The sequence below is a fragment of the Ensifer adhaerens genome (assembly GCF_028993555.1).
Taxonomy (GTDB): domain Bacteria; phylum Pseudomonadota; class Alphaproteobacteria; order Rhizobiales; family Rhizobiaceae; genus Ensifer; species Ensifer adhaerens_I.
The window spans coordinates 3,926,208-3,951,928 of sequence record NZ_CP118610.1; the positions used below are offsets into that span (position 1 = coordinate 3,926,208).

The window sequence follows — 25,721 nt, forward strand, 5'->3', positions numbered from 1 at the left end:
TGGTGCTCACGCCATACTCCCTCGTCTTGGTGAATGAACCGTTAAATCCCTCGTTTCGAGACCGGACGGGTGCTGCGCCGTTTTCTGTTCGTTTACCCAATAATCAGGGATGCGCCGTTAACTCGTCGGTAACCGCCTTCTTTAAGTCGATGGAAATGCGCCAGGACTAGGTTGAGGCCATCCGATCAACGGCAACAGTTGGCGGAAGTGCTGAACAACAAATGTGAAGTAGGAGAATCATCATGAAGAAGATTTTTGCCCGTCTGATGAAGGACGAGTCCGGCGCGACCGCTATCGAGTACGGCCTGATCGCCGCCCTCATCTCGGTTGCCCTCATTGCTGGCGCAAGCACCCTGGGCAACGCGCTCAACACCACGTTCGACGGCCTGGGCACCAAGCTTACGGATAGCACGGGCAGCCTCTAATTGGACTGGCCGGTTCAAGCGGGGAGACATTCGCATGGCGAAGATTTTCCGCTGCTTGCGGCGGGATGACAGCGGCGCAACTGCCATCGAGTATGGCCTGATCGCGGCGCTCGTTTCCGCAGCCCTGATCGCTGGTGCAACCACGCTTGGCAATACCCTCGATTCCGCGCTTAACAAGATCGGATCGAATATTGCGACAAGCGGCAAGATCTAACGAACCGGTCCCGCAATAGACTGAAATGGAGCCGCTGCAAAAAGCGGCTCCATTGTTATCTGGAACCCCATGGGGAACTAGAGATTACGTGCGCTCTTCTTGGAGGCAGGAACCATGACTGAGGCTGCTATTTTCGTGGTTTTCCCATTTTGCCTTGGGTTTGCAGCCTTTTCAGACCTGCTGACCATGACGATTCCCAATCGCGTTTCGGTGGTGCTTCTGGGCAGTTTTCTTGTCGTGGCGCTGATGGCGGGACTCGATTTCGGGGAGATCGGCCTGCATATGGCTGCGGCCCTGGCTGTCTTTGCCGTGTGCTTCGGCCTGTTTGCTGCAAATGTCATGGGCGGCGGCGACGCCAAGCTCTTGACTGCCAGCGCCGTCTGGTTCGGGTTCACCCCGTCTTTGACCGCTTTTCTGCTCTACGTCGCCATTTTCGGAGGCTTGCTGACGCTTGCGATCCTGATGTTGCGCCGGCAGGAAAACACGATACTGGCGAGTGGCATCCCGGTTCCGCAGCTCTTGCTGACGGCCAAGAAGATCCCCTATGGCGTCGCAATCGCGCTCGGCGGCTTTGCTGCCTATCCGGCTTCACCGCTTATGGAGGCGGCCTTTGCGCGCCTTTCCTAAGGGTCGGGCGCAGGGCGTCACCTTTCGTTAACTCTCCTCATAAGCAATCCGTTAACTATAATTACACCAATTCCTGATCAATCTGACCCTGGCAATTTTTCGGGGCTCGGAAACGATCATGAAACCGGTTCGCATCATCATACTGGCGGTGGCCGTTCTATCGGCTGCAATGGCTGGTCTATTGGCGATGAAACTGACGCGCGCACCTGCGCCGTTGACCGCCGAGCCTCTGATCGAGCGGGCCCCGACTATCAACGTCCTGGTTGCCAGCAAGAGCCTGCCTGTCGGATCGCGCCTGGGCGGGGATTCCATCCAGTGGATGGCCTGGCCGAAGGACGGAGTGGTTGACGGCCTCATCACCGACGAAAATCAACCGTCAGCAATCGACGACCTCACTGGAGCCGTCGTGCGCTTGCCGATCTTCAACGGCGAGCCGGTCCGTCACGAAAAGGTTGCAGACTCGTCCAACCGCATCATGTCGTCGCTGCTGCCGGCAGGCAAACGCGCCGTTGCGACGGAAATCACCGTCGCCACCGGTGCCGGTGGCTTCATCCTTCCGAACGACCGGGTCGACGTCATCATGGTCCGCAAGGGCGGTGGTGAACTCTACCTGACCGAAACGGTCCTCAGCAACGTCCGTGTCCTGGCAATCGATCAGCAGGTCGAGGAGAAGGAGGACGGCACGAAAGCTGTCGTCGGCACTACGGCCACGCTGGAGCTGACGCCCGACCAGTCGAAAGTAATGACGGTCGCGCAGCAAATGGCCGAGCGCATTTCATTGGCGCTCCGAAGCGTCGCCGACGCACAGGAATCTGACACCGACGCCGCAGACTATCTGTTGAGCGGCGACGGCCAGCCGAGCATCCAGGTCATCAAGTCCGGGTCCATCGTCAAGAGCGATGGCGCCGTCGGCCAGACACAGCAGTAACCAGGTTAGAACGGGGCATAAGGTGAAACGGAGCGGAAACAAATTTCGGGCGTCTGTCGCAGCCGGTTTATCGTTCTGCCTGGCGTTTTCTGGCATGTACCTGCCGGTGCCGTCGGTCGCTCTGGCGGCCGCTTCTTCGGTCGTACGGATCGTCGAAAGCGGTCCTGGCGTGAAGAAGAAGGTCAGCCTCGGGTTGAACAAGGCCGTGGTCGTCGACCTGCCTTCGGACGCGCACGATATTCTCGTGGCGGATCCGTCGCTGGCCGATGCCGTGACGCGCACCTCGCGGCGCATCTACCTCTTCGGCAAGTCCGTCGGCCAGACCAACATCTTCGTCTTCGGTCCGAATGGCGAGGAGATCGTCAGTCTTGATATCGAAGTCGAGCGCGATATCGCCAACCTTCAGTCGAATTTGCGTCGCTTCATTCCGGACGCCGAGATCAATGTCGAGATCATCTCCGACAACATTGTGCTCACCGGAACAGTGCGAACACCGCTCGATTCCACCCGCGCCGTCGATCTTGCCAAGGCCTTCCTCCAGGGCGGTGAGGCGACCACGCGTAACATCACCGCCCAGGGTAACAATGGCGATGCCGACATCTTCGCCGAAGACCGGCAGATTTCGCAGATCGTCAACCTGCTGACGATCGACGGCGATGACCAGGTCAACCTCAAGGTCACGGTTGCCGAAGTCAGCCGCCAGGTGCTGAAGCAGCTCGGTTTCAACGGCCGCGTCAGCGACGGCGAAAGCGGCATCGGTTTCCGCAATCCGGCCAACCTCGGCGATGCGGTCGGTGTCGGTGTCAACGCGATTGCTAAAGGGACGATCGGCGGAACGACGATCTCGAGCTACATCAATGCGATGGAGCAAGCGGGCGTGATGCGCACGCTGGCCGAGCCGAGCCTGACGGCGATTTCCGGGCAGGAAGCAAAGTTCTATGTCGGCGGTGAATTCCGCATGGCGGGAACACAGGAAGTCACGACTGACAAGGATACCGGCGAAGACAAGGTCACGCGCGAAGTCAATGACGTCGAATACGGTATCCGCCTCAACTTCAAGCCCGTCGTCCTGGGCCCAGGGCGTATCAGCCTGCAGATCGAGACGAACGTCTCGGAACCCACCTATGAGGGATCGGTTGTCACCGGCAACGGCAAAGCCAGCGTTCCGGGCAACACTTTCCTCGGGATCCGCAGGCGCGAGGCTTCGACCAGCGTCGAACTGCCGTCCGGCGGCTCGATCGTGATCGCCGGCCTCGTCCAGGACAACATCCGCCAGGCGATGTCCGGCCTGCCGGGAGCGGCGAAGATCCCGATCCTCGGAACGCTGTTCCGCAGCAAGGATTTCGTGCGCAACGAGACCGAGCTCGTCATCATTGCTACGCCCTATCTGGTCCGTCCCGTCGCCAGAAGCGCGATCTCCCGGCCTGACGACAATTTCAATCCGGCCAATGATCTCGACAGCTACTTCCTTGGCCGCGTGAACCGCATCTACGGACGGCCGGAGGCGGCCGCTCCGGCTGGGCGCTACCACGGCAATGTCGGCTTCATCTACAAATAGGTCGGGTCATGACGCTTCGAACCGGTTCCCACCAGAATTCTGAAAGGCCGACTGCCATGCCCCTGAGCACATCCAGCGCCTTCATGCGATGCACGAGCCGCGTGGCCATGCTGGCCATCGCCGGCATCTTTCTTGCGAGCTGCGGGACGAAGGACAATCTCGCTACCGGCTCTATTCCGGACGACTACCGCACGAGACATCCGATCGTGCTTGCCGAAGGCGAACGCGCCATCGACATCCCGATCGCATCGGGCGACCGTCGGCTGACCCAGGGCACACGCGATGTTATCGCTGGGTTCGCTTCCGAGTATCGCAATTCGGCAAGCGGCGTGGTCCAGATCATGATGCCGCGCGGCGCGGCCAACAGCCATGCGGCGCAAGCGATGCGCAGGGAAATTCGCGGCGTCCTGGTTGCCGCGGGCGTTCCCGCCAAACGCCTGCTCGAGACGAGCTACGATGCCGGACCTTACGGAGACGCGGCACCGATCCGCCTGAGCTACGTTGCGATTACCGCCCAGACGGCGCCTTGCGGCACCTGGCCGGAGGATCTGAACCTCAACACCATGGAAAACAAGAACTATTACAATTTCGGCTGCGCCTCACAATCGAACCTGGCCGCCCAGATCGCCAATCCGACAGACCTGCTCGGCCCGCGGCAGACGTCGCCGATCGACGCGGAACAGCGTGGCCAGGTGATCAGCGACTGGCGTGGAACCAACAAGAGCGACGGCCCGGTCGTCATCTTCAACTGATAGCGGCGGGATGAAGCGATGAACACGATCGATTACAAGATCGAGACCGGCGGCGAGGGGGACGATCCCTTCTTCGACCAGGTGCGCACGGGCGATCTGGAGCAAGTTCGCCCGCTGCCGCGGATCTCGATCCACGCATTCTGCGAAACCAATGCGATGCAGCAGTTGATGGAGCGTTGCGGGCGGGATCGGCGCATGGCCAAGGTCAGCTTGCGCATCAATAGCGGAAGCATCGACGCGGCCGCAAACATGTTCGCGACCGTATCTACCCCCAATCTCATCATCCTTGAGACATCGACCGAACCGCGGTCGCTGCTGTCGGAGCTTGCACCGCTTGCGGAGGTCTGCGACCCGAGCACCAAGGTGATCCTCGTCGGCAAGCACAACGACATCGGGCTCTATCGCGAGCTCATCCGCAACGGCATTTCCGAATACATGGTCGCACCGGTGTCCATGCCGGACATCCTCACGGCCGTTTCGACGATCTTCGTCGACCCGGATGCCGAGCCGCTGGGCCGCAGCATCGCCTTCATCGGCGCAAAGGGCGGCTGCGGTTCGTCGGTGATCGCGCACAATTGCGCCTGGGGCATTTCCAGCCTCTTCGCGACCGAGACCATTCTCGCCGACCTCGACCTTCCCTATGGCACGGCGAACATCGATTTCGACCAGGATCCGCCGCAGGGCATTGCCGAAGCGGTGTTTGCGCCAGAGCGCCTGGACGAGGTGTTCCTCGATCGGCTGCTGACCAAATGTTCAGACCACCTGTCGCTGTTGGCCGCCCCCTCGATGCTTGACCGCGCCTATGATTTCGAGACCGGTGCCTTCCATCCGATCCTTGAAATCCTGCAGCGCAGCGCCCCCGTTTCCGTTCTTGATATTCCGCATCTGTGGACGGACTGGACCCGGGCCGTGCTCGCAGAAGCCGACGAAGTGGTGATTACGGCGATCCCCGATCTCGCCAGCCTGCGCAATACCAAGAACCTGCTCGATGCCATGAAGAAGCTCCGTCCAAACGACAAGCCGCCGCATCTGGTTCTGAACCAGGTCGGGATGCCGAAACGTCCGGAGATCACGCCGAGCGAGTTCTGCGATTCGTTGGAAACCGAAGCGGTCGCTGTCATTCCCTTTGACGCGGCCCTGTTCGGCAATGCTTCGAACAGCGGACGCATGATCGCGGAAATCGACAAAAAGGCGCCGGCGGCTGAAACGTTCTCACAGCTCGCGCATCTTCTGACCGGCCGGGTAACGATGAAGAAGGCTCGGCGCGGCGGACTTGGAAAGGTGCTTGCCGCGCTCGGCAGGAAATAGACTGGATATAGGATCACGCAAATGTTTGGCAAACGCGGAAACGAAGGCTTCGGCAAGAGCGGTACCCCAGGTCCCGCCGTTCCTCCGCCCGTGGTTGCTGCGCAACCGGTGGCGACCGAACGCCCGGCCGTTCCGGTTCTCGGCGAGCCGACTTCCGTGATCCCGAAGATCCAGCCGACCAGCGCTTCGCCCACCCGGCGTCGCGCCGCGCGAACGGAAGACTATTACGATACGAAGTCGCAGGTGTTTTCGGCGCTGATCGACACGATCGATCTGTCGCAACTCGCCAAGCTCGATACCGAGAGCGCGCGCGAGGAAATCCGCGACATCGTCAACGACATCATCACGATCAAGAACTTCGCGATGTCGATCTCCGAGCAGGAAGAGCTGCTCGACGATATCTGCAACGACGTGCTGGGCTACGGTCCGCTCGAGCCCTTGCTTGCTCGCGACGACATCGCCGACATCATGGTCAATGGTGCCGGTCAGACCTTCATCGAAGTCGGCGGCAAGGTACAGGAATCGGAAATCCGCTTTCGCGACAACGCCCAGCTTCTGTCGATCTGCCAGCGCATCGTCGGCCAGGTCGGCCGTCGTGTGGATGAATCGAGCCCCATCTGCGACGCCCGCCTGCCGGACGGATCGCGCGTCAACGTCATTGCCCCGCCGCTCGCCATCGACGGCACGGCGCTGACCATCCGAAAGTTCAAGAAGGACAAGCTGACGCTGGAGCAGCTCGTCCGCTTCGGCTCGGTAACGGCGGAAGGGGCCGTCCTCCTGCAGATCATCGGCCGCGTCCGCTGCAACATCGTCATTTCCGGTGGTACCGGCTCCGGCAAGACGACGCTGCTCAATTGCCTGACGCGCTATATCGACGCCGACGAGCGGGTCATTACCTGTGAGGACACGGCCGAGCTGCAATTGCAGCAGCCGCATGTCGTGCGCCTGGAAACACGCCCGCCGAACATCGAAGGCGAAGGCGAGATCACCATGCGTGACCTCATCAAGAACTGCCTGCGCATGCGCCCAGAACGCATCATCGTCGGCGAAGTGCGCGGTGCCGAGGTCTTCGACCTGCTTCAGGCGATGAACACCGGCCACGACGGCTCGATGGGGACGATCCACGCCAATACGCCGCGCGAATGCCTGAGCCGTATGGAATCGATGATCGCCTTGGGTGGCTACAGCCTTCCAGCCAAGACCGTGCGTGAGATCATTGCCGGATCGGTTGACGTAATCATTCAGGCATCGCGTCTGCGCGACGGCTCCCGCCGCATTACCCACATCACCGAAGTGGTCGGCATGGAAGGTGACGTGATCATCACGCAGGACCTGATGCGCTACGAGATCGATGGCGAGGACGCCGGCGGACGCATCATTGGCCGCCACACGTCGACCGGCATCGGCCGGCCGCATTTCTGGGATCGCGCCCGCTACTTCAACGAGGACAAGCGTCTGGCCGCCACCCTTGACGCGATGGACAAGAACTAGGAGCTGCGATGTTCGGCATAGACATCACCGTTCTGGCCCTGGCCGCTCTTGTCGCAATATCGGCGGCGGCGCTCGCCTACGGCCTTCTGTTCTCGCGTATCGAAAGCGAAAGGAAGGCGGAAGGCCGCGTCCGCAAGGTCAGCGCGGCCGAAACGGACCGCGCCAAGGTGAAGGCGGCGCGAGACCGCGTCAGCGAGCTGTCGAAGCGACGCAAGTCCGTCCAGGATTCGCTGAAGGAACTCGAGAAGAAGCAGCAGGAGCGCTCTGCCAAGTCTTCCCCTTCGATGAAGGTGCGACTGACGCAGGCGGACCTCTCAATGTCCTTGGGACGCTTCTATCTGTTCAGCGTTCTTTTCGGCGCCTTCGCCTTTCTCGTCGCCCTGGTCATGGGAGCCGGGCCCGCCATAGGCCTCGGCATCGCCGTGATCGCCGCCCTTGGCCTGCCCCGCTGGTTCGTCGGCTTCCTGATCAAGCGACGCTGCAAGAAGTTCCTGGAAGAATTTCCGAACGCTCTCGAGATCATGGTCCGCTCGATCAAATCGGGTCTTCCTCTCAATGACGCACTCCGCCTCATCGCCGCTGACGGGCAGGAGCCGGTGAAGACCGAATTTCGCCGCGTGGTGGAATCACAACAGGTCGGGTTGAGCGTGACCGATGCCTGTGCCCGCATGATCAATAGCATTCCCTTGCCGGAGGTGAACTTCTTCGCGATCGTGATCGCCATCCAGGCACAGGCGGGCGGCAACCTTTCCGAGGCTCTCGGCAACCTGTCGAAGGTTCTGCGCGAGCGCAAGAAAATGAGGGCTAAGGTCAGCGCGATGTCGATGGAGGCCAAGGCGTCGGCCTGCATCATCGGTGCCCTGCCGTTCATCGTTGCCTTGCTGGTTTACCTCACGTCACCCGAATACATGATGGTCCTGTTCACCGACCCACGCGGCCACTTGATTATCGGCCTCGGCCTCTTCTGGATGAGCGTTGGCATCATGGTGATGCGCAACATGATCAATTTCGATATCTGAGGGGGCATCGATGAGCATGGGTCTGATCAAGACGCTGACCGATCCGAACGTTGTCCTGGCCGTTCTGGTTTCGCTTGCCGTGCTCGCGACCTTCTATTCGCTGATCGTGCCGTTCTTCGAACGGGGCGATCTCGGAAAGCGGATGAAGTCGGTTGCAAGCGAGCGGGAACAAATCCGTGCACGTGAACGGGCACGGCTTGCCGATGCGCAGAGCGGCAGGGCGAGCCTGCGTGGCCAAAACAACGCCTCCATTCGCCAGATCGTCGAAAGGCTCAATCTGCGCACGGCGCTCATGGATGACAAGACGGTCAACCGTTTGAAAACGGCCGGCTTCCGCTCACAGAATGCCCTCAATACCTTCCTGTTTGCGCGTTTCTGCCTGCCTTTCCTGTTTCTGCTCGTCGCTCTCGTCTACATCTTCGGACTCGGCAACTTTGTCGAAAAGCCGCTGATGGTGCGTCTCTTCTTTGCGATCGGTTTCGCCTACCTGGGCTTCTATGCGCCGAACATCATCGTCGCGAATGCCGTCTCCAAACGTCAGGCTTCCATCCGCCGCGCTTGGCCGGATGCGCTCGACCTTCTCTTGATCTGCGTCGAATCGGGTGTGTCGATGGAACTCGCCATGCGGCGTGTCGCTGATGAAATCGCAGCCCAGTCGCAGCCATTGGCGGAGGAACTGGTGCTCACGACAGCAGAACTTTCCTTCCTGCCCGAGCGTCGCGCGGCGCTTGAAAACCTCGGTCTTCGCACAGGCCTCGACGAGGTCAGGTCGGTCGTTCAGGCACTCATCCAGGCGGACCGCTACGGCACGCCGATCGCCCAGGCCTTGCGTGTTCTGGCGCAGGAAAGCCGCGATCATCGCATGACGGCAGCCGAGAAGAAAGCGGCCGCGCTGCCGCCGAAGCTGACGGTGCCGATGATCCTGTTCTTTCTGCCCGTGCTGGTCGCCGTCATCCTCGGGCCCGCGGGCATCCAGGTAGCCGACAAGTTCTAGAGGACCGGCGGTCGAGCGTTTTTCGGCGTTAAGGCGGTTCGGCGGATACGTCTTCCCCGTGACCGCGGTAGACGGCCGTCGGCGCTTCGTTCTGACAAGGAAATCGAAAAGGCCGCTTGCGCGTTCGCCTTTGCGAATTTGTGCGGTGGGTTAATTGGCAGCTTTCGCTTCGTCAGCCTTGGCCAACTGCTTCCACGCTCCCTGCTGGGAGAGCATCGAGCGCAGATAGGCGACGTTTGCTTCTGCCTGCTCGCTGGAAAGCTCCTGCCGGGCGATGGTCTCGGCCTCTTGAAAGCGGCCCTGAAGCCCGACGGCCAGTGCGAGGTTCTGGCGCACGCTGCTGTCGGCACCGGGCTGGGCTGCCGCCGATTTGAGGTAGGTTTCGGCCGTGCGGAGATCCTTGGTCAAAAGATAGGACATGCCGAGGTTGGAGAGCACCGACGGTTCGTTCGGCTTGAGTTCGAGCGCTTCGCGGTAGCGCGTGCGCGCCTCCTGCGGGCGTCCGAGCTGGTCGAGGATCGCGCCCTCGGCCGATTTCAGCTTCCAGTCGGGACGATCCGGGGTCTGGGCGCGGCTGATCGTCGCCAGCGCCTGGTCGAGCTGTCCGGCCGCAGCCTGCGCCTTGCCATAGGCGCCGAGCACTTCCCGGTCCGACGGATTGTTGATGGCGACCTGCTGCATGACCGCGAGGGCCTGCTCGTTGCGACCGGTCATGCGCAGGAGGTTGGCGTAGTTGAGCCCCGCTTCGCGATCCCTAGGGTTCTTTTCATAGGCCTGGCCAATGCTTTCGGCCGCCGCCGAAAGCTCGGTCGCCGTCATCGACTGCACCGGCTTCGACGTTCTCGAAATCGAGCCTGTGGTCAGCTCCTTCTTCGGCTGATTGGCGCAGCCGGCAAGCGACAGCGCCACCAGCGCCATCGCCGCGCCCTGGAAGAGATGAGCGGCTTTCAATGGTGAAGTCGTGCGTTTGGCCATGAGTGTCCCCAGCATGCATTCGAGCACCTGGACTTCAGACAACACCGGCGCAACTTTCACTCCAGCAATAATCTGTTAACCCTAACGGAGCGTTAATGACGCGATTCCATCTCTGTCAGCCGAGGACTTTCATGGCTCCCTATCAGTTCATCGAACGGCCGTCGCCGTTCAACACCAGCGCCGGCAAGACCCTGCCGATTTTCGCGGTCACGCCCGCGCATATCGAGACGGGGACGATCGATCCGATCGCGTTGGACTGGGCGCGCAAGGCTGGCTTCACGGCTGAATCCGGCGCGGTGCTGTTGATCCCGTCTGCGGACGGCCATCTCGGCGGCGCACTCTTCGGTCTCGGCAGCAACCCGTCCGAGGCGCCGTTCCTGGCCGGCAAGCTCGCGCGTGCGCTCCCTGCGGGCAAATGGCACATCGAAACCGCGCCGCTCACCGCCAACCGGCTGGCGCTCGGCTACGGCCTCGGCTCCTATCGCTTCGAGCGCTACAAATCTGGCAAGGGCGAGCCGCCGACGCTGCTGATCCCCGCTGACGCCGATGCGACCGACATCAAGCGGCAGCTCGCCGGCGTGTTCCTCGCGCGTGATCTCATCAACACGCCGACCAACGACATGGGACCAGAGGCGCTCGAAGCGGCGTTCCGCGCTTTGGCCGCCCACTACAAGGCCGATGTTTCTGTGATATCAGGCGAAGCGCTGCTGACGCAGAATTTCCCGCTGGTCCATACCGTCGGCCGCGCCAGCGCCGAAGCGCCGCGCCTGCTCGAACTGCGCTGGGGCAAGAAGGGCCACAAGAAGGTGACGCTCGTCGGCAAGGGCGTCTGCTTCGATACCGGCGGTCTCGACATCAAGCCGTCAGCCTCCATGCTCTTGATGAAGAAGGACATGGGCGGTGCTGCCAACGTTCTCGGCCTCGCGCTGATGATCATGGATGCCAAGCTCAAGGTCGATCTGCGCGTCATCGTGCCGGTGGTCGAGAACTCGATCTCCGCCAACGCCTTCCGCCCCGGCGACATCTACCGTAGCCGCAAGGGGCTGACGGTCCAGATCGACAACACCGACGCCGAAGGCCGACTGATCCTCGCCGATGCGCTCGCCTATGCCGACGAGGAGAAGACCGATCTCCTGGTCGACATGGCGACACTCACCGGTGCTGCCCGCGTCGCGCTCGGCCCGGATCTGCCGCCGTTCTTCACCGACGACGCCGACCTCGCCCAGGATCTCTCGGAAGCAAGCCTCGAGGTTGACGATCCGATGTGGCGCATGCCGCTCTATAATGGCTACGACAAGGATGTCTCGGCGCGGATTGCAGATCTCACCAATGCGCCGGCAGGCGGAATGGCCGGTTCGATCACCGCAGCACTCTTCCTTAGGCGCTTCGTCAGCAACACCAAGAGCTGGGTGCATTTCGACATTTTCGGATGGGCGCAATCCGAGCGGCCGCATTCGCCGGTTGGCGGCGAGGCACAGGCGATCCGGGCGCTCTATCATCACGTCCAGAAGATGGCGAAATAGCCTCCAGCAACGGTTGGCAAGAAAGAAACGCTTGCGTAATGATCCGCCGCTATCGTGGCGGATCATCTGTCTCGCGCAGGAGTAGCCATTGCCGATCGAGCTTACGCCCTCCCAGGCCCTAGGGCTTTGGCATTCGGTGTCGCTCGCCCAGGTTCGGGTCGACAGCCGCGACCTGACCCTTCGCCAACTGGCAATCCTTCTGCATATATACCTTGTACCGCCGCCACACACCGTTCGCGGCCTGGCGGCGACCCTCGGCGTCACCAAGCCCGTCATCACCCGCGCGCTCGATACGATGGGTGCGCTTGGCCTCGTGGATCGGGTGCGCGACGACCGCGATCGCCGCAACGTCGTCATCAAAAGGACAGTCGAGGGTGCTCTCTATCTTGAAAAATTCGGTGACCTGATCATTGATCAGGGCCGCAAACAGCCCAAGTGAGTAAACATGTCGACACTCCCCGATCGCCGCCTGAATGCCTATCGACCCGACCTTGCAGAGAGCCGTCTTCGTGGTGTCGTGGAAGCTGAACGCTACGTCGAGGGAAGCGTTGCCCGTGTCTCGGTTCCCGTGGCGCCGCTGCGCGCCAGGCCAGATCTCGCCTGTGGAACCGACACCGAGCTTTTGCTCGGCGAAACCGTTCGGGTGCTCGATACCAACGAGAGCTGGTGCTGGGTGAAGGCCGATCTCGACGGCTATGTCGGCTACCTGCCGGAATACTGTCTCGCGCCAGTGATCAAAAGCCCGACGCACATCGTTTCTGCGCCGCGCACCTTCGTCTATTCCGGTCATGACCTGCGCCTGCCGACGGTCTATCCGCTGTCGATGGGCAGCCGTCTGACGGTAGTCGACGAGCGCGAGACCAGGGGTACGCGCTATTTCCTGCTCGATGGCGGCCAGGCGGTCATCGCCAACCATTGCATCGAGGTCGGCAGTGTCGTGCCGGGAGACTATGTTTCGGTCGCCGCCCGCTTCGTCGAAACGCCCTATCTTTGGGGCGGACGCTCCGGCTTCGGCATCGATTGCTCCGGCCTTGTGCAACTGTCGATGATGATGGTCGGAAGGCTTGCGCCGCGCGATTCCGACATGCAGGCCGCAGGCCTCGGAACGCCGATTGCCCGCGAGGAGCTCAAGCGCGGCGATCTCGTCTTCTGGAAGGGCCATGTCGCATTGATGGAAGACAGCGAGACCCTGATCCATGCCAACGGCCACACGATGAGTGTTGCGCGTGAGGGGCTGGAAGCCTCCATCGAGCGCATTGGCTGGCTCTATGACCAGCCGACGGGCTATCGCCGTCCTTGATCCGATGGTCGGTCGTAACGAATAGGGCGGAATCTCTGCCGGACCGGGCAATCCCGCGCTAGGTCAATAGCCGGCTACCTTATCGACCACATGTTCGAGCAATTGACCGCTTTCGAAACGGGTGATCTGCTGTTCGACATGGCGGAACAGCGCCTTGACGTCGGAGGATGCCGCCACGTGCGGCGTCACATAGACATTCGGCATCGTCCAGAAGCGGCTGTCGCGGGAAAGCGGTTCCTCTTCGAAGACATCGAGCGAGGCGCCGCCGAGCACGCCACTGTCGAGCGCACTCAGGATATCGGCCTCCACCTGGCTGCCGCCACGCCCGGCATTGATGAACACCGGCGCGCCGAAGGGCCCGTTGCGGCTCAGTTTTGCAAACAGGCGCAGATTGAAGATGCCGCGGGTATCCGGTGTCAGCGGCAGCAGGCCGACGAGAAAATCCGTGCGCGCCAGGAAGGTATCGAGTTCGTCGCCGCCGAAGGTCTCGATGCCGGTGACGTCGCGCTTGCTGAGCGACCAGCCGACCACCTTGAAACCCATCGCGGAGAGCTTGCGGGCGGCGTCCTGACCGAGAACGCCCATACCCATGACGCCGACGGTGATATCGGCCGCTTCCGGCTGCGTCAGGTCGCGCCATTCGCGCTTGGCCGCCAGTGCTTCGTAGGCGCGATGCTGGCGCAGATGTAGAAGGCATTGCATGACCACCCACTCGCTCATGCGCGTCGTCAGCGTCTGGTCGACGAAGCGCACCAGCGGCACCTCGGGAAGACCCGGCAGTGTCAGGACGTGGTCGACACCGGCGCCGCCGGAGAACACGACTTTGAGGTCCGGCGCGCGCTCGAACAGATCCGGCGCCGATTTCCAGACCACGGCATAGTCGATCCCCGACAGGTCACGATTGTGGTGCACGACGTCGGCGCGATTGATCACTTCGCGATCGGGAAAGGCGCCCCGAAGGGCCGCCTCCACCTCCTCCGGAATGAACTTCAGGTCGACGATCACGGGGCTCTTTGCGGGCATTGCGGACACCTATTGGCGGATCGCGGTCAGATTGACGGCTTCGAGATTGAAGGCCGCTGCCATCAGCGCCTTCGTGTAGTCTTCGCTGGGCGCGTTGAAGATGCGCTCGGCTGGTCCCTGTTCCACTACCTTGCCCATCCGCATCACGATCATCTCGTTGGCCAGCGCCCGCACGACCTTCAGGTCGTGGCTGATGAACAGGTAGGCGAGGTCGTGTTTGCTCTGCAGGTCGCGCAGGAGGTCGACCACCTGTGCCTGCACGCTCATGTCGAGCGCCGAGGTTGGTTCGTCGAGCATGACGAATTGCGGCTTTAGCACCATGGCACGGGCAATGGCGATGCGCTGGCGCTGGCCGCCGGAGAATTCGTGCGGATACCGCCAGCGGGTCGAAGGATCGAGCCCGACCTCCTCGAGTGCAGCGGCGACGCGTCCGTCGCGGTCGTTTTCGGACAGCGAGCGCTCGTGGATCTTCAGGCCCTCGGCAATGATGTCGGCCACCGACATGCGCGGGCTGAGCGATCCGTAGGGATCCTGGAAGACGATCTGCATCCGGTTTCGAAGCGGCCGCATCTCGTTGAAGCTGTAGCGGTCGATGTCCTTGCCGACGAAGGCGATGCGGCCCTTCGACGAGATCAGCCGCGTCAGCGCCAGGCCGAGCGTCGTCTTGCCCGAGCCGGATTCGCCAACGACTCCGAGCGTCTGGCCGGCGCGCAGCTTCAGGTCGATGCCGTCGACGGCTTTCACGTGATCCACCACTTTGCGCATGAAGCCGGCCTTGATCGGGAACCAGACCTTCATCTCGGAAGCTTCCATCACGATCGGCTTCGACGCGTCGGACGGCGGCGGGTTGCCCTTCGGCTCGGAGGCAAGCAGATGGCGCGTATAGGCGTGCTGCGGTTTGGCGAAGATCTCGGCGGTCGGCCCGGTCTCGACGATCTTGCCCTTGGTCATGACGCAGACCCGGTCCGCGATCTTGCGCACGATACCGAGGTCGTGGGTGATGAACAGCATCGACATGCCGTGTTCATCCTTGAGCTTTTTCAGAAGCTCGAGGATCTGCGCCTGCACCGTGACGTCGAGCGCTGTCGTCGGCTCGTCGGCGATCAAAAGCTCCGGCCGGTTGGCGAGCGCCATGGCGATCATGACGCGTTGGCGCTGGCCACCGGAAAGTTCGTGCGGATAGGCGCTCAGACGCTTCTCCGGCTCGCGGATGCCGACCTGGTTCAGGAGTTCGAGGATGCGTGTGCGTGCAGCCGTACCCTCGAGCCCCTGGTGCAGTTCGAGGATCTCGCCGATCTGCCGCTCGATCGAGTGCAGCGGATTGAGCGAGGTCATCGGCTCCTGGAAGATCATGGTGATGTCGTTGCCGCGCACGTTGCGCAGTTCCGCATCGCCGGCCTTCAGGAGGTCCTTGCCATTGAACAGGATTTCGCCGCTCGGGTGGCTGGCGGACGGGTAGGGCAGCAGTTTCAGGATCGAGTTCGCGGAGACCGACTTGCCGGAACCGGATTCGCCGACGAGCGCCACGGTCTCCCCGCGTTTGATCTCGAAGGAAATGTGGTCGACGGCAACAGAGGTGTTGCCGCCCTGGTGAAAGGCGACCGAGAGGTCGCGGACGGAAAGGATGGGATCTGTCATCGTCGCGCTCACCGGAACGTCTTTCTCGGGTCGAAGGCATCGCGCGTCGCTTCGCCGACGAAGATCAGCAGCGATAGCATCAGCGACATCACACAAAAGGCCGCCAGACCGAGCCAGGGTGCCTGCAGGTTGGATTTGCCCTGGGCGATCATCTCGCCGAGCGAAGGCGAGCCCGGTGGCATGCCGAAGCCGAGGAAGTCGAGCGAGGTCAGCGTCGTGATCGAGCCGGAGAGGATGAAGGGCAGGAAGGTCAGCGTCGCGACCATGGCATTGGGCAAGAGGTGGCGATACATGATCGTGCCGTTGCCGACGCCGAGCGCGCGCGCCGCGTTCACATATTCGAAGTTACGCGCCCTCAGGAACTCGGCGCGCACGACGCCGACGAAACCGACCCAGGAAAACAAGAGCATGATGCCGAGCAGGATGAAGAAGCCCGGCGGCAGGATCGCAGCGATGATCAACAGGATGTAGAGCACCGGCATCGACGACCAGATCTCGATGAAGCGCTGCATCAAGAGGTCGGTCCAGCCGCCAAAATAGCCCTGGACGGCGCCGGCGGTCACGCCGATCACCGCCGAGGCAATGGTCAGCGTCAGGCCGAAGAGCACCGAGAGACGGAAGCCGTAGATCATGCGCGCAAACACGTCGCGGGCCTGATCGTCGGTGCCGAGCCAGTTGAGATTGCCGACGATACAGTTGCGGTCATTCCGCCCTTCCGGATAGGCGGAGCAGCGCTCCTCCTTGTCCATCAGCCAGAAGGGTTTGGTGGGCGCCGAATGCGGGATGTTGGAATTGACGGTCTGATAGGAATAGCGGACCGGCGGCCAGATCATCCAGCCATTGGCTTCGATCTCGTCGCGGATGAAATCGGAGCGATAGTCGGTTTCGGCAAGGAAGCCGCCGAACTTTTCCTCCGGATAGTCGATGACGACAGGGAAGAGAAGCTCGCCTTTGTAAGAGGCGACGATCGGCCTGTCGTTGGCGATGAGCTCGCCAACAAGGCTGAGGCCGAAAAGCGCGAGGAAGATCCAGAGTGACCAGTAGCCGCGCCGGTTCGCCTTGAAATTCTGCCAGCGGCGCTGGTTCACCGGCGACAACCAGCCGCGCGGCGGTACGGCTGCAGTCGGAGAGGTTGTTACGCTTGCCATCAGACATCCCTCCGCTCGAAGTCGATGCGCGGATCGACCCAGGTGTAGATGAGGTCCGACAGAAGGCTGACGAGCAGGCCCATCAGCGAGAAGATGAAGAGCGTGGCAAAGACGATCGGATAGTCGCGTTTGACCACCGAATCATAGCCGAGGCGGCCGAGACCATCGAGCGAGAAGATGTACTCGATCAAAAGCGAGCCGGTGAAGAAGGCCGAGATGAAGGCGCCGGGAAAGCCGGCAATGATGATCAGCATGGCGTTGCGGAACACGTGACCGTAGAGCACTTGGCGGTCGTTGAGACCCTTCGCCCGCGCCGTGGTCACATACTGCTTCTTGATCTCGTCGATGAAGGAATTCTTCGTGAGCAGCGTCGTGGTCGCAAACGCCGAAAGCAACAGCGTGACCAGCGGCAGCGTCATGTGCCAGATATAGTCGAGCGGCTTCTGCCACCAGGGCAATTGCCAGAAATTGTCTGAGACGATGCCGCGCAACGGGAACCAGTCGAAGAACGAGCCGCCGGCGAAGACGACGATCAACAGGATACCGAACAGGAAGCTCGGCACCGCATAGCCGATGACGATGATGCCGGAGGTCCAGACGTCGAAGGCCGAGCCGTCGGACACTGCTTTCTTGATGCCGAGCGGAATGGAGATCGCATAGGAGAAAAGCAGAATCCAGAGACCGAGCGAGATCGAGACTGGCATCTTCTCCTTGATGAGATCGATAACCGAGGTGTTGCGGAAGAAGCTCTCGCCGAAATCGAAACGGATGTAGTTCCACATCATCGTCGCAAAGCGTTCGAGCGGCGGCTTGTCGAAGCCGAATTGCTTTTCCAGCTTGGCGATGAATTCCGGATCGAGACCTTGGGCGCCGCGATAGCGGCCGCTTTCGTCGCCCCCACCCTGCAGCAGGTCACCCGCATTGCCGCTGAGGCGATCCGAGCCGCCGGCATTGGTCAGTTCGGAAATGACCTGTTCGACCGGGCCACCCGGGGCGAATTGCACCACGATGAAGGAGATCGCCATGATCCCGAAGATCGTCGGGATCATCAGCAGCAGGCGGCGCAGGATATAGGCACCCATCAGGCGAGCCTTTCGATCGACGTGAGGGCTAAGGCCCTTACCCGCGAAGCGTCGGCGTACCCTCTATGATGTCTCAACCTTTGCGTCTCCTTGCGAGGCACGGATCGGGCCTGTTGCTTGTTTCAGTGATTCGTTTTTTGCATTTGGAATCGAGACGCCGTCGGAGTGCAAGGCCTTCATTTTGCGGTAGCGGTTTTCGACCACCAGATTGACGGGAAGCCGATCGCATAGGTCGGGAGTTCTGCAGGGCGGGCAAATTTGTCCCAATAGGCGATGTTCATGTCGCGCTTGTAGTAGAGCGGCACGACGAAATTGTGGGCGAGCAGAACGCGGTCGAGCGCCTTTGTCGCCGCCACCAGCGTGTCGCGATCCTTGGCGAAGATGACCTTGTTGATCAGCGCGTCGACACCCGGGTCGGCGATGCCGGCATAGTTTCGCGAGCCCTGTTCGTTAGCCGACCGCGAGCCCCAATAGTCTAGCTGTTCGTTGCCGGGGCTCAGTGTCTGCGCCCAGACGATCCAGGTCATGTCATAGTCGAAGGCGCGGGTGCGGTTGGTGTATTGTGATGCATCGACGGTGCGCACGCGCGCGTCGATCCCGATCTTCTTGAGGTTCTGCGCATAGGGAAGGGCGACGCGCTCGAGCGTGGCGCTGCTGAGCAGGATTTCGAAGGAGAAGGGCTTTCCGGTCTTCGCATCCACCATCCGGTTGCCCTTGAGCTCGAAGCCGGCCTCCTTCATCAGGGCGATCGCCTGGCGAAGGTTGTCGCGGGCCGCCTGCGGCGTGCCGCCTACCGGGTTCTTGTAGGGGGTGGTGAAGACTTCCGGCGGGACCTTGTCCTTCACCTCGTCAAGGATTGCCAGTTCGGCGCCCTGCGGCAGAGCCGACGAGGCGAGATCCGTATTCCAGAAGTAGCTGTCGATGCGGGTATACTGGTTGTAGAAGACCGTGCGGTTCATTTCCTCGAAGTCGAGGGCGTAATTCAGCGCCTGGCGCACCCGTTCGTCGTTGAATGGCGCACGGCGCATGTTTGGCACCATTGCCTGCATGATGCCCGTGGCTCTCAGCGGATTGGGCAGGCTTTCGCGCTTGACGCGACCGTCCTTGACCGCCGGAAAATCGTAGCCGGTTGCCCAGCGCGCTGCGATGTTTTCAAGCCAGTAGTCGCTGTTGCCCGACCGGAACGCCTCGAACTCAACATCGCGATCACCGAAAAACGTGTAGCTGATCGAGCCGAAGTTGTTTTGCCCGACATTGACGTTCAGCGACTTGCCCCAATAGTCGTCCCTGAGTTCGTAGCGGATCGTCGAACCGGCTGAAAATGCGGCGATCTTGTAGGGGCCCGATCCCATGACCGGCTCCAGCGTCGTCTTCTTGATGTCGCGCGGCTTGCCGTCCGGTCCTTTCCCGTCCCACCAGTGTTTGGGCAGGATCTGGAGCTGGCCGAGAATATGCGGCAACTCGCGATTGTTCTTCTCGTCGAAGTGGAAGGTGACGTCACGCTCGCCGGTCTTTTCCGCCGACGTCACGTGCTTGTAGTAGTTGGCGTATAGCGGATCGAGTTCCTTGCTCATGTTTAAGCTGAAAACGACGTCTTCCGGCGTCACCGGTTTCCCGTCCGCCCATTTGGCTTCCTGCCGCAGCCGGAACGTGGCCGACGAAATGTCCTCGGGGAAGGAGACACCCTCGGCCAGAAGGCCGTAGGCGGTCGAGATTTCGTCGTCGGCCGTTTTCATCAGCGTGTCGAAGACGAGCGTCACCCCGACTGCGACCTGTCCCTTGTCGAGAACAGGGTTGAACGAGTCGAAGGTGCCGGTGCTCGAGAGCTTGACGTCGCCGCCCTTGGGCGCATCCGGGTTGACGTAGTCGTAGTGGGTAAAATCGGGCTTGTACTTCAGTTCGCCGATGAGTGAGAGGCCGTGATGCCAGTCGGAATGATCAGCGCTCGCAGCGGGAGGAAGGAGGAGAAGCGTCGCGGCCAGAAATGAGGCTGCGACGAGAGATTTCGCGATCCCGCAGACGTGTGGCATCCAGCCCTTACCCCTTATATTTCAATCTTCTTTTTCGAGAGCATAGGCGAAATCCGGGCAATTGACAGGCGCCGCCGCAAATCAGGCAAAATTTTTGAGTCACATCCCGGTGATTCACAATCGCGTGCTGCGTAAGGCTGAGGCAAAGACGGGGCCTTAGGATAGGGGTCGTCGGACGGAGAGTGCCGCGCGCTGGTGCTTCTGTCTGCGAGACAAACGGGACGAAATTCAATGATTGCTTCACTTCGACGTTGCGGCTCGGCGTTTCTTGCGTTGCTGCTGGGAACAAGCCTTTTGATCGCCGACAGTGCCGCGGCCGATGACGTGCCGGCCAAGACGCTATTCGGTGCCAAGGCCCTGCCGGCCGAAATGGCTGCGAATCCCTATGGTTTCTATGCCAAGGGCTGCCTTGCCGGCGGTGTCGCGATCCCGACCGACGGGCCCACCTGGCAGGCGATGCGGCTGTCGCGCAATCGTCGCTGGGGTCACCCGCAGATGATCGCGCTGATCGAGCAGTTTTCGCACGATGCTGCCGAAAAGGTCGGTTGGCCCGGCCTTTTGCTCGGTGACATCTCGCAGCCGCGCGGCGGCCCGATGCTGTCCGGCCACGCGTCACACCAGATCGGGCTCGACGCCGATATCTGGCTGACGCCGATGCCGCAGCGCACGCTGACCTATCGTGAGCGCGAGGACATCTCCGCGACCTCGATGCTGCAGAAGAACAAGTTCCTGACGGTCGACCGTTCCATTTGGACGCCGAAACACGCGCAGCTGATCATGCTGGCGGCGAGCTATCCGCAGGTGGAGCGCGTTTTCGTCAACCCGGCGATCAAGAAAAAGCTCTGCGACACCTGGACCGGTAACCGTTCGGCGCTGGGCAAGGTCCGGCCGATCTACGGCCATGACTATCACTTCCACATCCGCATCAAATGCCCCGCCGGCGCCACGAGCTGCAAGGACCAGGCAGCGGTGCCGGCCGGCGACGGTTGCGACAAGTCACTGGCCTGGTGGTTTACCGACGAGCCCTGGGCAAAGCCGACGAAGAAGCCGGACGAAAAGCCCGTGAAGCCGAAGGTGACGACGCTTGCCGACCTGCCGAAGGCCTGCGCGCTGGTGCTGAACGGTCCGGCGCCTGCCTCGGAAGAGGCAGCCACGTTTGGCACGGCCTATCGGGCGGCGGCACCTGCCCCGGCGGCTGAGCGCATCGAGCAGGTGATCGGTGCTGCTGCCGGCGACGTCCCGCCGGCCGATATTCCGGTGCCGCTGGCCCGTCCGACCTTGCAATGATCGAGACGCGTGCGGGGTGGGCGGGCTTCAACCTTCCCATTGCCGCGGCGTTCATGTATAGGGCGATCAAATCGATTTAAATATTGATGTGAGGCCCGACATGGCGGATCGGAAATGCATTGCCCTGATCGCCCACGATCAGAAGAAGGACGACCTTGCTGCCTTCGCCAGGACGCATGAAGCGGTTTTGTCCCAATGGCGCATCGTTGCGACAGGCACGACCGGCGGCCGTGTCCTCGACGTCTGTCCGGGGCTCGACATCACGCGCCTGAAAAGCGGTCCGCTCGGGGGCGACCAGCAGATCGGTGCGATGATTGCCACCGGCGAGGTGCAGCTTCTGATCTTCTTCGTCGACCCGCTGACGGCGATGCCGCATGACGTGGATGTCAAGGCGCTGATGCGTCTCGCCATCGTCTACGACATTCCGATGGCCCTCAACCGGGCGACGGCCGAACAGTTGCTCGACTTCAACCCAAAACCATAGACGCGATCGTTTCTCGGCGGACGCGGGCGGAAACCCGACACTTTCCCTTATCCCGCTCTAGCTGATAGACAGCGATATACCTGCCACGACCATCAGGATGGATCTTGCGATGCCCGGCACCAGTGAAAACGCCTTCCCCTTTCCGATCCTGATCGGCGATATCGGCGGCACCAATGCCCGCTTTGCCCTGCTCCTCGATGCCTTTGCCGAGCCGAAGCAACTGCCGCCGATCAAGACCGGCGATTTCGAAACGATCGAGGAAGCGATGCAGAAGAGCATCCTCGACAAGACCTCCGTGCAGCCGCGTTCGGCTATCCTTGCAGTGGCTGGCCCGATCCGGGGCGACGAAATTCCGCTCACCAATGCCGGCTGGGTGATCAGGCCGAAGGACATGCTCTCGAGCCTTGGCCTCGAGGACGTACTGATCATCAACGATTTCGAGGCCCAGGCGCTTGCCGTGGCTGCGCCGGCGGATGAGGATCTCGTGCAGATCGGCGGCGGCACCGTCCGGCCCCTGACATCGCGTGTCGTCCTCGGCCCGGGCACGGGTCTTGGGGTCGGCGGACTGGTCTTTGCCCAGCACACATGGATCCCGGTGCCGGGCGAGGGTGGCCATGTCGACATCGGCCCGCGTACCGAACGCGACTTTCATATCTGGCCCTTCCTCGATCCGATCGAAGGGCGCATGGCCGGTGAGCAGATCCTTTGCGGCCGCGGCATCATGAATCTCTACCGTGCCGTTTGTGCCGCCGATGGGGTGGACCCGGTACTCACCGATCCGGCGGAAGTGACGACACATGCGCTGGCCGAGAACGACAGGGCCGCGATCGAGACCATCTCGTTGTTCTGCACCTATCTCGGCCGCGTTGCCGGTGACATGGCGCTGATTTTCATGGCGCGCGGCGGCGTGTTCCTGGCGGGTGGCATCTCGCAGAAGATCTTGCCGGCGCTCATGAAATCGCCGTTCCGTGCCGCATTCGAAGACAAGGCGCCGCATTCGGCGCTGATGAGGACGATCCCGACCTTTGCCGTCATTCATCCGATGGCGGCGCTCTCCGGTCTGGCTGCCTTTGCCCGTACGCCGAGGGATTTCGGTGTTGCAACGGAGGGACGCCGCTGGAGAAGCTGAGCGGCCGACGCGCGCAAAGACTCGCCAAAGCGATACCAAACTACTATAGAGCCCGGGAAAGGTCGGGCCGGAAACCGGCTCGCCACATTGGGTCCAGGGAAGACGGGCTTTTTGAGCGCCAGCAATAGAAAACAGCACGCGGTCGATTCCGATACGATCAGCGGAATTCTGAAACGGGTTATTGCGGAAAACGGTCGCGACCACATTCGCGGCTATGCCTTTGCCATAGCCTGTCTGGCCGTCGTTGCTGCAACAACCGGCTTCACGGCCTCGATCATGGAGACCGTGATCAACGAGGCTTTCGCCAACAAGCGGGCGGACATCGTCCTGCTCGTCTGCGGCGCGATCCTCGCCGCCTTCGTGCTGCGCGGCTTTGCAACTTACGGCCAGGCCGTTGCCCTGTCGAAGATCGGCAACAATATCGTCGCGCGTTACCAGCGCCGGCTCTACGCCCATCTGATGGCGCTGAGCGTTGGCTATTTCAACGAGACGCGGTCGGCACAGCTTGCAGCCCAGATCAGCCAGAACGTGAGCGGCATTCGCGACGTACTCAATCTGACGGTCACCTCGATCGCACGCGATCTGCTGACGCTGATCGGCCTGGTCGGCGTCATGTTTGCCAAGGACTGGCTGCTGTCGATCATCGTCTTTGTCGCGGCGCCGCCCTTGTTGCTGGGCTTGCGCTACATTTCCAAGCGGCTGCGTTCAGCAACCCGCGAGTCGATCGAGGTCAACAGCCGCGTACTCGGCGCGATGCAGGAAACGATTCAGGGCATCACCATCGTCAAGGCCTTCACCATGGAAGGCGAACTGCGCGGCAAGGTCGATGCGATCATCGATCGGGCTGAGAACCGAGCGAATCGCATTGCGCGGCTGAGCGAGCGCACGGCGCCGATGACCGAGACCTTCGCCGGCCTCGCGATATCAGCCGTTCTTGCCTATTCCGCCTTCCGTGCGATCTATGCCGACGTGCCGCCCGGCGCCTTCTTCGCCTTCGTGGTGGCTCTCCTGATGGCTTACGATCCGGCCCGCCGACTGGCGCGGCTGCAGGTCTCAATGGAGCGCGCTGCCGTCAATGCCCGCATGGTCTACGAAATCCTCGACACCGTGCCGCATCAGCGCGACAAGGCGGACGCCAAGGAACTGGTCTTCACGAACGCCGCAGTCGAGCTGCGCGACGTCCGTTTCCAATACGCCAACGGCGACGAGGTTCTCAGAGGCGTCAGCTTCGTTGCAGAAGGCGGCAAGACGACGGCGCTCGTCGGCCCCTCCGGTGCCGGCAAGTCGACGGTAATCAGCCTCATCCCGCGCTTCTACGATCCGGCTTCGGGCCAGATCCTGATCGATGGACAGGATATTGCCGACGTCACCAAGCAGTCGCTGCGCAAGGGCATCGCCTATGTCTCGCAGCAACCCTACCTCTTCGAAGGGTCGATCCGCGACAACATCCGCTATGGGCGCATTGATGCGACCGACGCGGAGATCGAGGACGCGGCACGGCTTGCCTATGCGCATGATTTCATTCTGGCGCAGCCACAGGGTTACGATACCCCGGTCGGCGAAAACGGCATGACGCTTTCCGGCGGCCAGCGCCAGCGGCTGTCCATCGCTCGTGCACTCGTGCGCAATGCGCCGATCCTGCTGCTCGACGAGGCCACCTCGGCGCTCGATACCGAATCGGAAGCCGCGGTGCAGAAGGCGCTCGATCACGCCATGGACGGCCGCACGGTGATCGTCATCGCGCATCGCCTCTCGACCGTCGTCAATGCCGACAAGATCATCGTCATGAAGGATGGTTCCGTCGTTGAGGAAGGCACGCATGCCGACCTTGCACGGCGACCGGACGGTCTCTACGCTCGGCTTCACAATCTTCAAGGCCAGTCGCCTGAGGTCACGCCGGCCGACGCGCCGGCCGGCGCCGAAATCTAAAAAAAGCGGAAGGAATCACCGATGAGCGAAAACGATATGAAGCTCGTGGTGGTGGGTGCTGCAGGCCGCATGGGCCAGACGCTGATAAGGACAGTTCACGCGATGGACGGCGTGCGCCTGCATGCGGCCATCGAACGTCCCGGGTCTCCCTTCATCGGCCGAGACGCCGGTGAGGTGGCCGGTCTCGGGCCGATCGGCGTGCCGGTCACCGAGCAACCGCTCGAGGCCTTCGTCGAAGCGGAAGGGGTGCTTGATTTTACCGCACCCGCAGGCACCGTTGAGTTTGCCGGCCTCGCAGCCCAGGCCCGCATCGTCCATGTCATCGGAACAACCGGCTGCTCGGCCGACGACGAGGCGAAAATCCGCGCTGCCGCGCGTCACGCCCGCGTCGTCAAGTCGGGCAACATGAGCCTCGGCGTGAACCTGCTTGGCGTCCTTACGGAAAAGGCGGCGCGTGCCCTTGGCCCCGCCGATTGGGATATCGAGATCCTCGAAATGCACCACAAGCACAAGGTTGATGCGCCCTCGGGTACGGCACTGCTTCTCGGCGAGGCGGCGGCAAGGGGACGCGGCATCGGTCTTGCCGAGAATTCGGTGCGCGTGCGTGACGGTCATACGGGTCCGCGCCCAGTGGGTACGATCGGTTTTGCCACCCTGCGTGGCGGATCGGTCATCGGTGAACATTCGGTCATTCTTGCCGGCGAAGGCGAGCAGGTGACGCTGTCGCACAGCGCGACGGATCGCTCGATCTTCGCGCGCGGTGCCGTGACGGCAGCACTCTGGGCGCGTGCCCAAAAACCCGGCTTCTATTCGATGCTCGACGTTCTCGGGCTCAACTGACTTTTCTCACTCTCAAG

24 protein-coding genes are annotated in these 25,721 nt (G+C 61.8%); 18 read left to right on the top strand and 6 right to left on the bottom strand.

Translation table 11 applies throughout. The annotated features are described in order from the left end of the window. Positions 1-242 precede the first annotated feature (242 nt). The 10 genes from PWG15_RS18890 to PWG15_RS18935 all read left to right on the top strand — a co-directional run bounded on the left by PWG15_RS18890 (position 243) and on the right by PWG15_RS18935 (position 9,316). Positions 243-425 carry a Flp family type IVb pilin gene (locus PWG15_RS18890; protein ID WP_275022080.1) on the top strand — a complete coding sequence of 61 codons (183 nt, stop codon included), beginning with the start codon at positions 243-245 and terminating at the stop codon, positions 423-425. Between the two features lie 34 nt (positions 426-459). Next, the gene (locus tag PWG15_RS18895) at positions 460-639 is read left to right on the top strand and encodes a Flp family type IVb pilin (RefSeq protein ID WP_113539891.1); all 180 of its coding nucleotides are present in this window, start codon (positions 460-462) and stop codon (positions 637-639) included. A gap of 114 nt (positions 640-753) precedes the next feature. Beyond that, positions 754-1,266, top strand: a complete 513-nt coding sequence (locus PWG15_RS18900) for an A24 family peptidase (RefSeq protein ID WP_275022081.1) — start codon at positions 754-756, stop codon at positions 1,264-1,266. 118 nt (positions 1,267-1,384) lie between these two features. Next, complete coding sequence (gene cpaB / locus PWG15_RS18905) at positions 1,385-2,194, top strand: Flp pilus assembly protein CpaB (RefSeq protein ID WP_275022084.1); 810 nt, start codon at positions 1,385-1,387, stop codon at positions 2,192-2,194. 94 nt (positions 2,195-2,288) lie between these two features. Continuing rightward, a complete protein-coding gene (locus PWG15_RS18910; RefSeq protein ID WP_275022085.1) occupies positions 2,289-3,752 on the top strand; it encodes a type II and III secretion system protein family protein in 1,464 nt (487 codons plus the stop codon). A 56-nt stretch (positions 3,753-3,808) separates the two neighbouring features. Then, positions 3,809-4,504 (top strand): CpaD family pilus assembly protein, encoded by a 696-nt coding sequence (locus tag PWG15_RS18915; protein ID WP_425536715.1) that lies wholly within the window; start codon positions 3,809-3,811, stop codon positions 4,502-4,504. An 18-nt stretch (positions 4,505-4,522) separates the two neighbouring features. After that, positions 4,523-5,812, top strand: coding sequence for a CpaE/TadZ family protein (locus PWG15_RS18920; protein WP_275022086.1), 1,290 nt, complete (start codon positions 4,523-4,525; stop codon positions 5,810-5,812). A 21-nt stretch (positions 5,813-5,833) separates the two neighbouring features. Continuing rightward, positions 5,834-7,303: a TadA family conjugal transfer-associated ATPase gene (locus PWG15_RS18925; RefSeq protein ID WP_275022087.1), complete on the top strand. Its 1,470-nt coding sequence runs from the start codon at positions 5,834-5,836 to the stop codon at positions 7,301-7,303. A gap of 8 nt (positions 7,304-7,311) precedes the next feature. After that, entirely contained in the window at positions 7,312-8,322 is a 1,011-nt protein-coding gene (locus PWG15_RS18930; protein WP_275022088.1) for a type II secretion system F family protein, read from the top strand. 10 nt (positions 8,323-8,332) lie between these two features. Then, positions 8,333-9,316 (top strand): type II secretion system F family protein, encoded by a 984-nt coding sequence (locus tag PWG15_RS18935; RefSeq protein ID WP_275022089.1) that lies wholly within the window; start codon positions 8,333-8,335, stop codon positions 9,314-9,316. Between the two features lie 150 nt (positions 9,317-9,466). On the opposite strand, the gene PWG15_RS18940 is transcribed toward PWG15_RS18935, so the two are convergent. Continuing rightward, complete coding sequence (locus PWG15_RS18940; RefSeq protein ID WP_275022090.1) at positions 9,467-10,291, bottom strand: tetratricopeptide repeat protein; 825 nt, start codon at positions 10,289-10,291, stop codon at positions 9,467-9,469. A gap of 131 nt (positions 10,292-10,422) precedes the next feature. Between PWG15_RS18940 and PWG15_RS18945 the strand changes: the two genes are divergently transcribed. From PWG15_RS18945 to PWG15_RS18955, 3 genes are all read left to right on the top strand, one after another. Further along, positions 10,423-11,814 carry a leucyl aminopeptidase family protein gene (locus PWG15_RS18945; protein WP_275022091.1) on the top strand — a complete coding sequence of 464 codons (1,392 nt, stop codon included), beginning with the start codon at positions 10,423-10,425 and terminating at the stop codon, positions 11,812-11,814. A gap of 88 nt (positions 11,815-11,902) precedes the next feature. After that, entirely contained in the window at positions 11,903-12,253 is a 351-nt protein-coding gene (locus PWG15_RS18950) for a MarR family transcriptional regulator (protein WP_275022093.1), read from the top strand. A gap of 6 nt (positions 12,254-12,259) precedes the next feature. Next, positions 12,260-13,114, top strand: coding sequence for a C40 family peptidase (locus tag PWG15_RS18955; protein WP_275022094.1), 855 nt, complete (start codon positions 12,260-12,262; stop codon positions 13,112-13,114). Between the two features lie 63 nt (positions 13,115-13,177). Here the strand turns inward: PWG15_RS18955 and PWG15_RS18960 are convergent, their stop codons facing one another. The 5 genes from PWG15_RS18960 to PWG15_RS18980 form a co-directional block, all read right to left on the bottom strand. Next, positions 13,178-14,137 carry a 2-hydroxyacid dehydrogenase gene (locus tag PWG15_RS18960; protein WP_275022095.1) on the bottom strand — a complete coding sequence of 320 codons (960 nt, stop codon included), beginning with the start codon at positions 14,135-14,137 and terminating at the stop codon, positions 13,178-13,180. 9 nt (positions 14,138-14,146) lie between these two features. Continuing rightward, a complete protein-coding gene (locus PWG15_RS18965) occupies positions 14,147-15,775 on the bottom strand; it encodes an ABC transporter ATP-binding protein (RefSeq protein ID WP_275022096.1) in 1,629 nt (542 codons plus the stop codon). A gap of 8 nt (positions 15,776-15,783) precedes the next feature. After that, positions 15,784-16,923: an ABC transporter permease gene (locus PWG15_RS18970; protein ID WP_275022097.1), complete on the bottom strand. Its 1,140-nt coding sequence runs from the start codon at positions 16,921-16,923 to the stop codon at positions 15,784-15,786. Further along, entirely contained in the window at positions 16,923-18,005 is a 1,083-nt protein-coding gene (locus PWG15_RS18975; RefSeq protein WP_275022098.1) for a microcin C ABC transporter permease YejB, read from the bottom strand. The genes PWG15_RS18970 and PWG15_RS18975 overlap by 1 nt, the downstream gene beginning before the upstream one ends. A 176-nt stretch (positions 18,006-18,181) precedes the next feature. Then, positions 18,182-20,035, bottom strand: coding sequence for an extracellular solute-binding protein (locus tag PWG15_RS18980; RefSeq protein WP_275022099.1), 1,854 nt, complete (start codon positions 20,033-20,035; stop codon positions 18,182-18,184). Between the two features lie 231 nt (positions 20,036-20,266). On the opposite strand from PWG15_RS18980, the gene mepA reads away from it, so the two are divergent. The 5 genes from mepA to dapB all read left to right on the top strand — a co-directional run bounded on the left by mepA (position 20,267) and on the right by dapB (position 25,704). Next, complete coding sequence (gene mepA, locus PWG15_RS18985) at positions 20,267-21,322, top strand: penicillin-insensitive murein endopeptidase (protein WP_275022100.1); 1,056 nt, start codon at positions 20,267-20,269, stop codon at positions 21,320-21,322. Positions 21,323-21,422: 100 nt separating this feature from the next. Further along, a complete protein-coding gene (locus PWG15_RS18990; protein ID WP_275022102.1) occupies positions 21,423-21,806 on the top strand; it encodes a methylglyoxal synthase in 384 nt (127 codons plus the stop codon). A gap of 109 nt (positions 21,807-21,915) precedes the next feature. Beyond that, complete coding sequence (locus tag PWG15_RS18995) at positions 21,916-22,935, top strand: glucokinase (RefSeq protein WP_275022105.1); 1,020 nt, start codon at positions 21,916-21,918, stop codon at positions 22,933-22,935. A 111-nt stretch (positions 22,936-23,046) separates the two neighbouring features. Then, positions 23,047-24,864, top strand: coding sequence for an ABC transporter ATP-binding protein (locus tag PWG15_RS19000; RefSeq protein WP_275022107.1), 1,818 nt, complete (start codon positions 23,047-23,049; stop codon positions 24,862-24,864). A gap of 21 nt (positions 24,865-24,885) precedes the next feature. Further along, on the top strand, positions 24,886-25,704 hold the full coding sequence (gene dapB / locus PWG15_RS19005) for a 4-hydroxy-tetrahydrodipicolinate reductase (protein WP_275022108.1): 819 nt from the start codon (positions 24,886-24,888) through the stop codon (positions 25,702-25,704). Positions 25,705-25,721: the final 17 nt, after the last annotated feature.

Coding starts and splice junctions, on each gene's coding strand:
- PWG15_RS18915 (WP_425536715.1), top strand. CDS start 3,809: ATGCCCCTGAGCACATCCAGCGCCTTCATGCGATGCACGAGCCGCGTG.
- PWG15_RS18960 (WP_275022095.1), bottom strand. CDS start 14,137: ATGCCCGCAAAGAGCCCCGTGATCGTCGACCTGAAGTTCATTCCGGAG.
- cpaB (WP_275022084.1), top strand. CDS start 1,385: ATGAAACCGGTTCGCATCATCATACTGGCGGTGGCCGTTCTATCGGCT.
- PWG15_RS18945 (WP_275022091.1), top strand. CDS start 10,423: ATGGCTCCCTATCAGTTCATCGAACGGCCGTCGCCGTTCAACACCAGC.
- PWG15_RS18965 (WP_275022096.1), bottom strand. CDS start 15,775: ATGACAGATCCCATCCTTTCCGTCCGCGACCTCTCGGTCGCCTTTCAC.
- PWG15_RS18940 (WP_275022090.1), bottom strand. CDS start 10,291: ATGGCCAAACGCACGACTTCACCATTGAAAGCCGCTCATCTCTTCCAG.
- PWG15_RS18980 (WP_275022099.1), bottom strand. CDS start 20,035: ATGCCACACGTCTGCGGGATCGCGAAATCTCTCGTCGCAGCCTCATTT.
- PWG15_RS18995 (WP_275022105.1), top strand. CDS start 21,916: ATGCCCGGCACCAGTGAAAACGCCTTCCCCTTTCCGATCCTGATCGGC.
- dapB (WP_275022108.1), top strand. CDS start 24,886: ATGAGCGAAAACGATATGAAGCTCGTGGTGGTGGGTGCTGCAGGCCGC.
- PWG15_RS18910 (WP_275022085.1), top strand. CDS start 2,289: ATGTACCTGCCGGTGCCGTCGGTCGCTCTGGCGGCCGCTTCTTCGGTC.
- PWG15_RS18890 (WP_275022080.1), top strand. CDS start 243: ATGAAGAAGATTTTTGCCCGTCTGATGAAGGACGAGTCCGGCGCGACC.
- PWG15_RS18895 (WP_113539891.1), top strand. CDS start 460: ATGGCGAAGATTTTCCGCTGCTTGCGGCGGGATGACAGCGGCGCAACT.
- PWG15_RS18955 (WP_275022094.1), top strand. CDS start 12,260: ATGTCGACACTCCCCGATCGCCGCCTGAATGCCTATCGACCCGACCTT.
- PWG15_RS18930 (WP_275022088.1), top strand. CDS start 7,312: ATGTTCGGCATAGACATCACCGTTCTGGCCCTGGCCGCTCTTGTCGCA.
- PWG15_RS18920 (WP_275022086.1), top strand. CDS start 4,523: ATGAACACGATCGATTACAAGATCGAGACCGGCGGCGAGGGGGACGAT.
- PWG15_RS18970 (WP_275022097.1), bottom strand. CDS start 16,923: ATGGCAAGCGTAACAACCTCTCCGACTGCAGCCGTACCGCCGCGCGGC.
- mepA (WP_275022100.1), top strand. CDS start 20,267: ATGATTGCTTCACTTCGACGTTGCGGCTCGGCGTTTCTTGCGTTGCTG.
- PWG15_RS18990 (WP_275022102.1), top strand. CDS start 21,423: ATGGCGGATCGGAAATGCATTGCCCTGATCGCCCACGATCAGAAGAAG.
- PWG15_RS18900 (WP_275022081.1), top strand. CDS start 754: ATGACTGAGGCTGCTATTTTCGTGGTTTTCCCATTTTGCCTTGGGTTT.
- PWG15_RS18935 (WP_275022089.1), top strand. CDS start 8,333: ATGAGCATGGGTCTGATCAAGACGCTGACCGATCCGAACGTTGTCCTG.
- PWG15_RS18975 (WP_275022098.1), bottom strand. CDS start 18,005: ATGGGTGCCTATATCCTGCGCCGCCTGCTGCTGATGATCCCGACGATC.
- PWG15_RS18925 (WP_275022087.1), top strand. CDS start 5,834: ATGTTTGGCAAACGCGGAAACGAAGGCTTCGGCAAGAGCGGTACCCCA.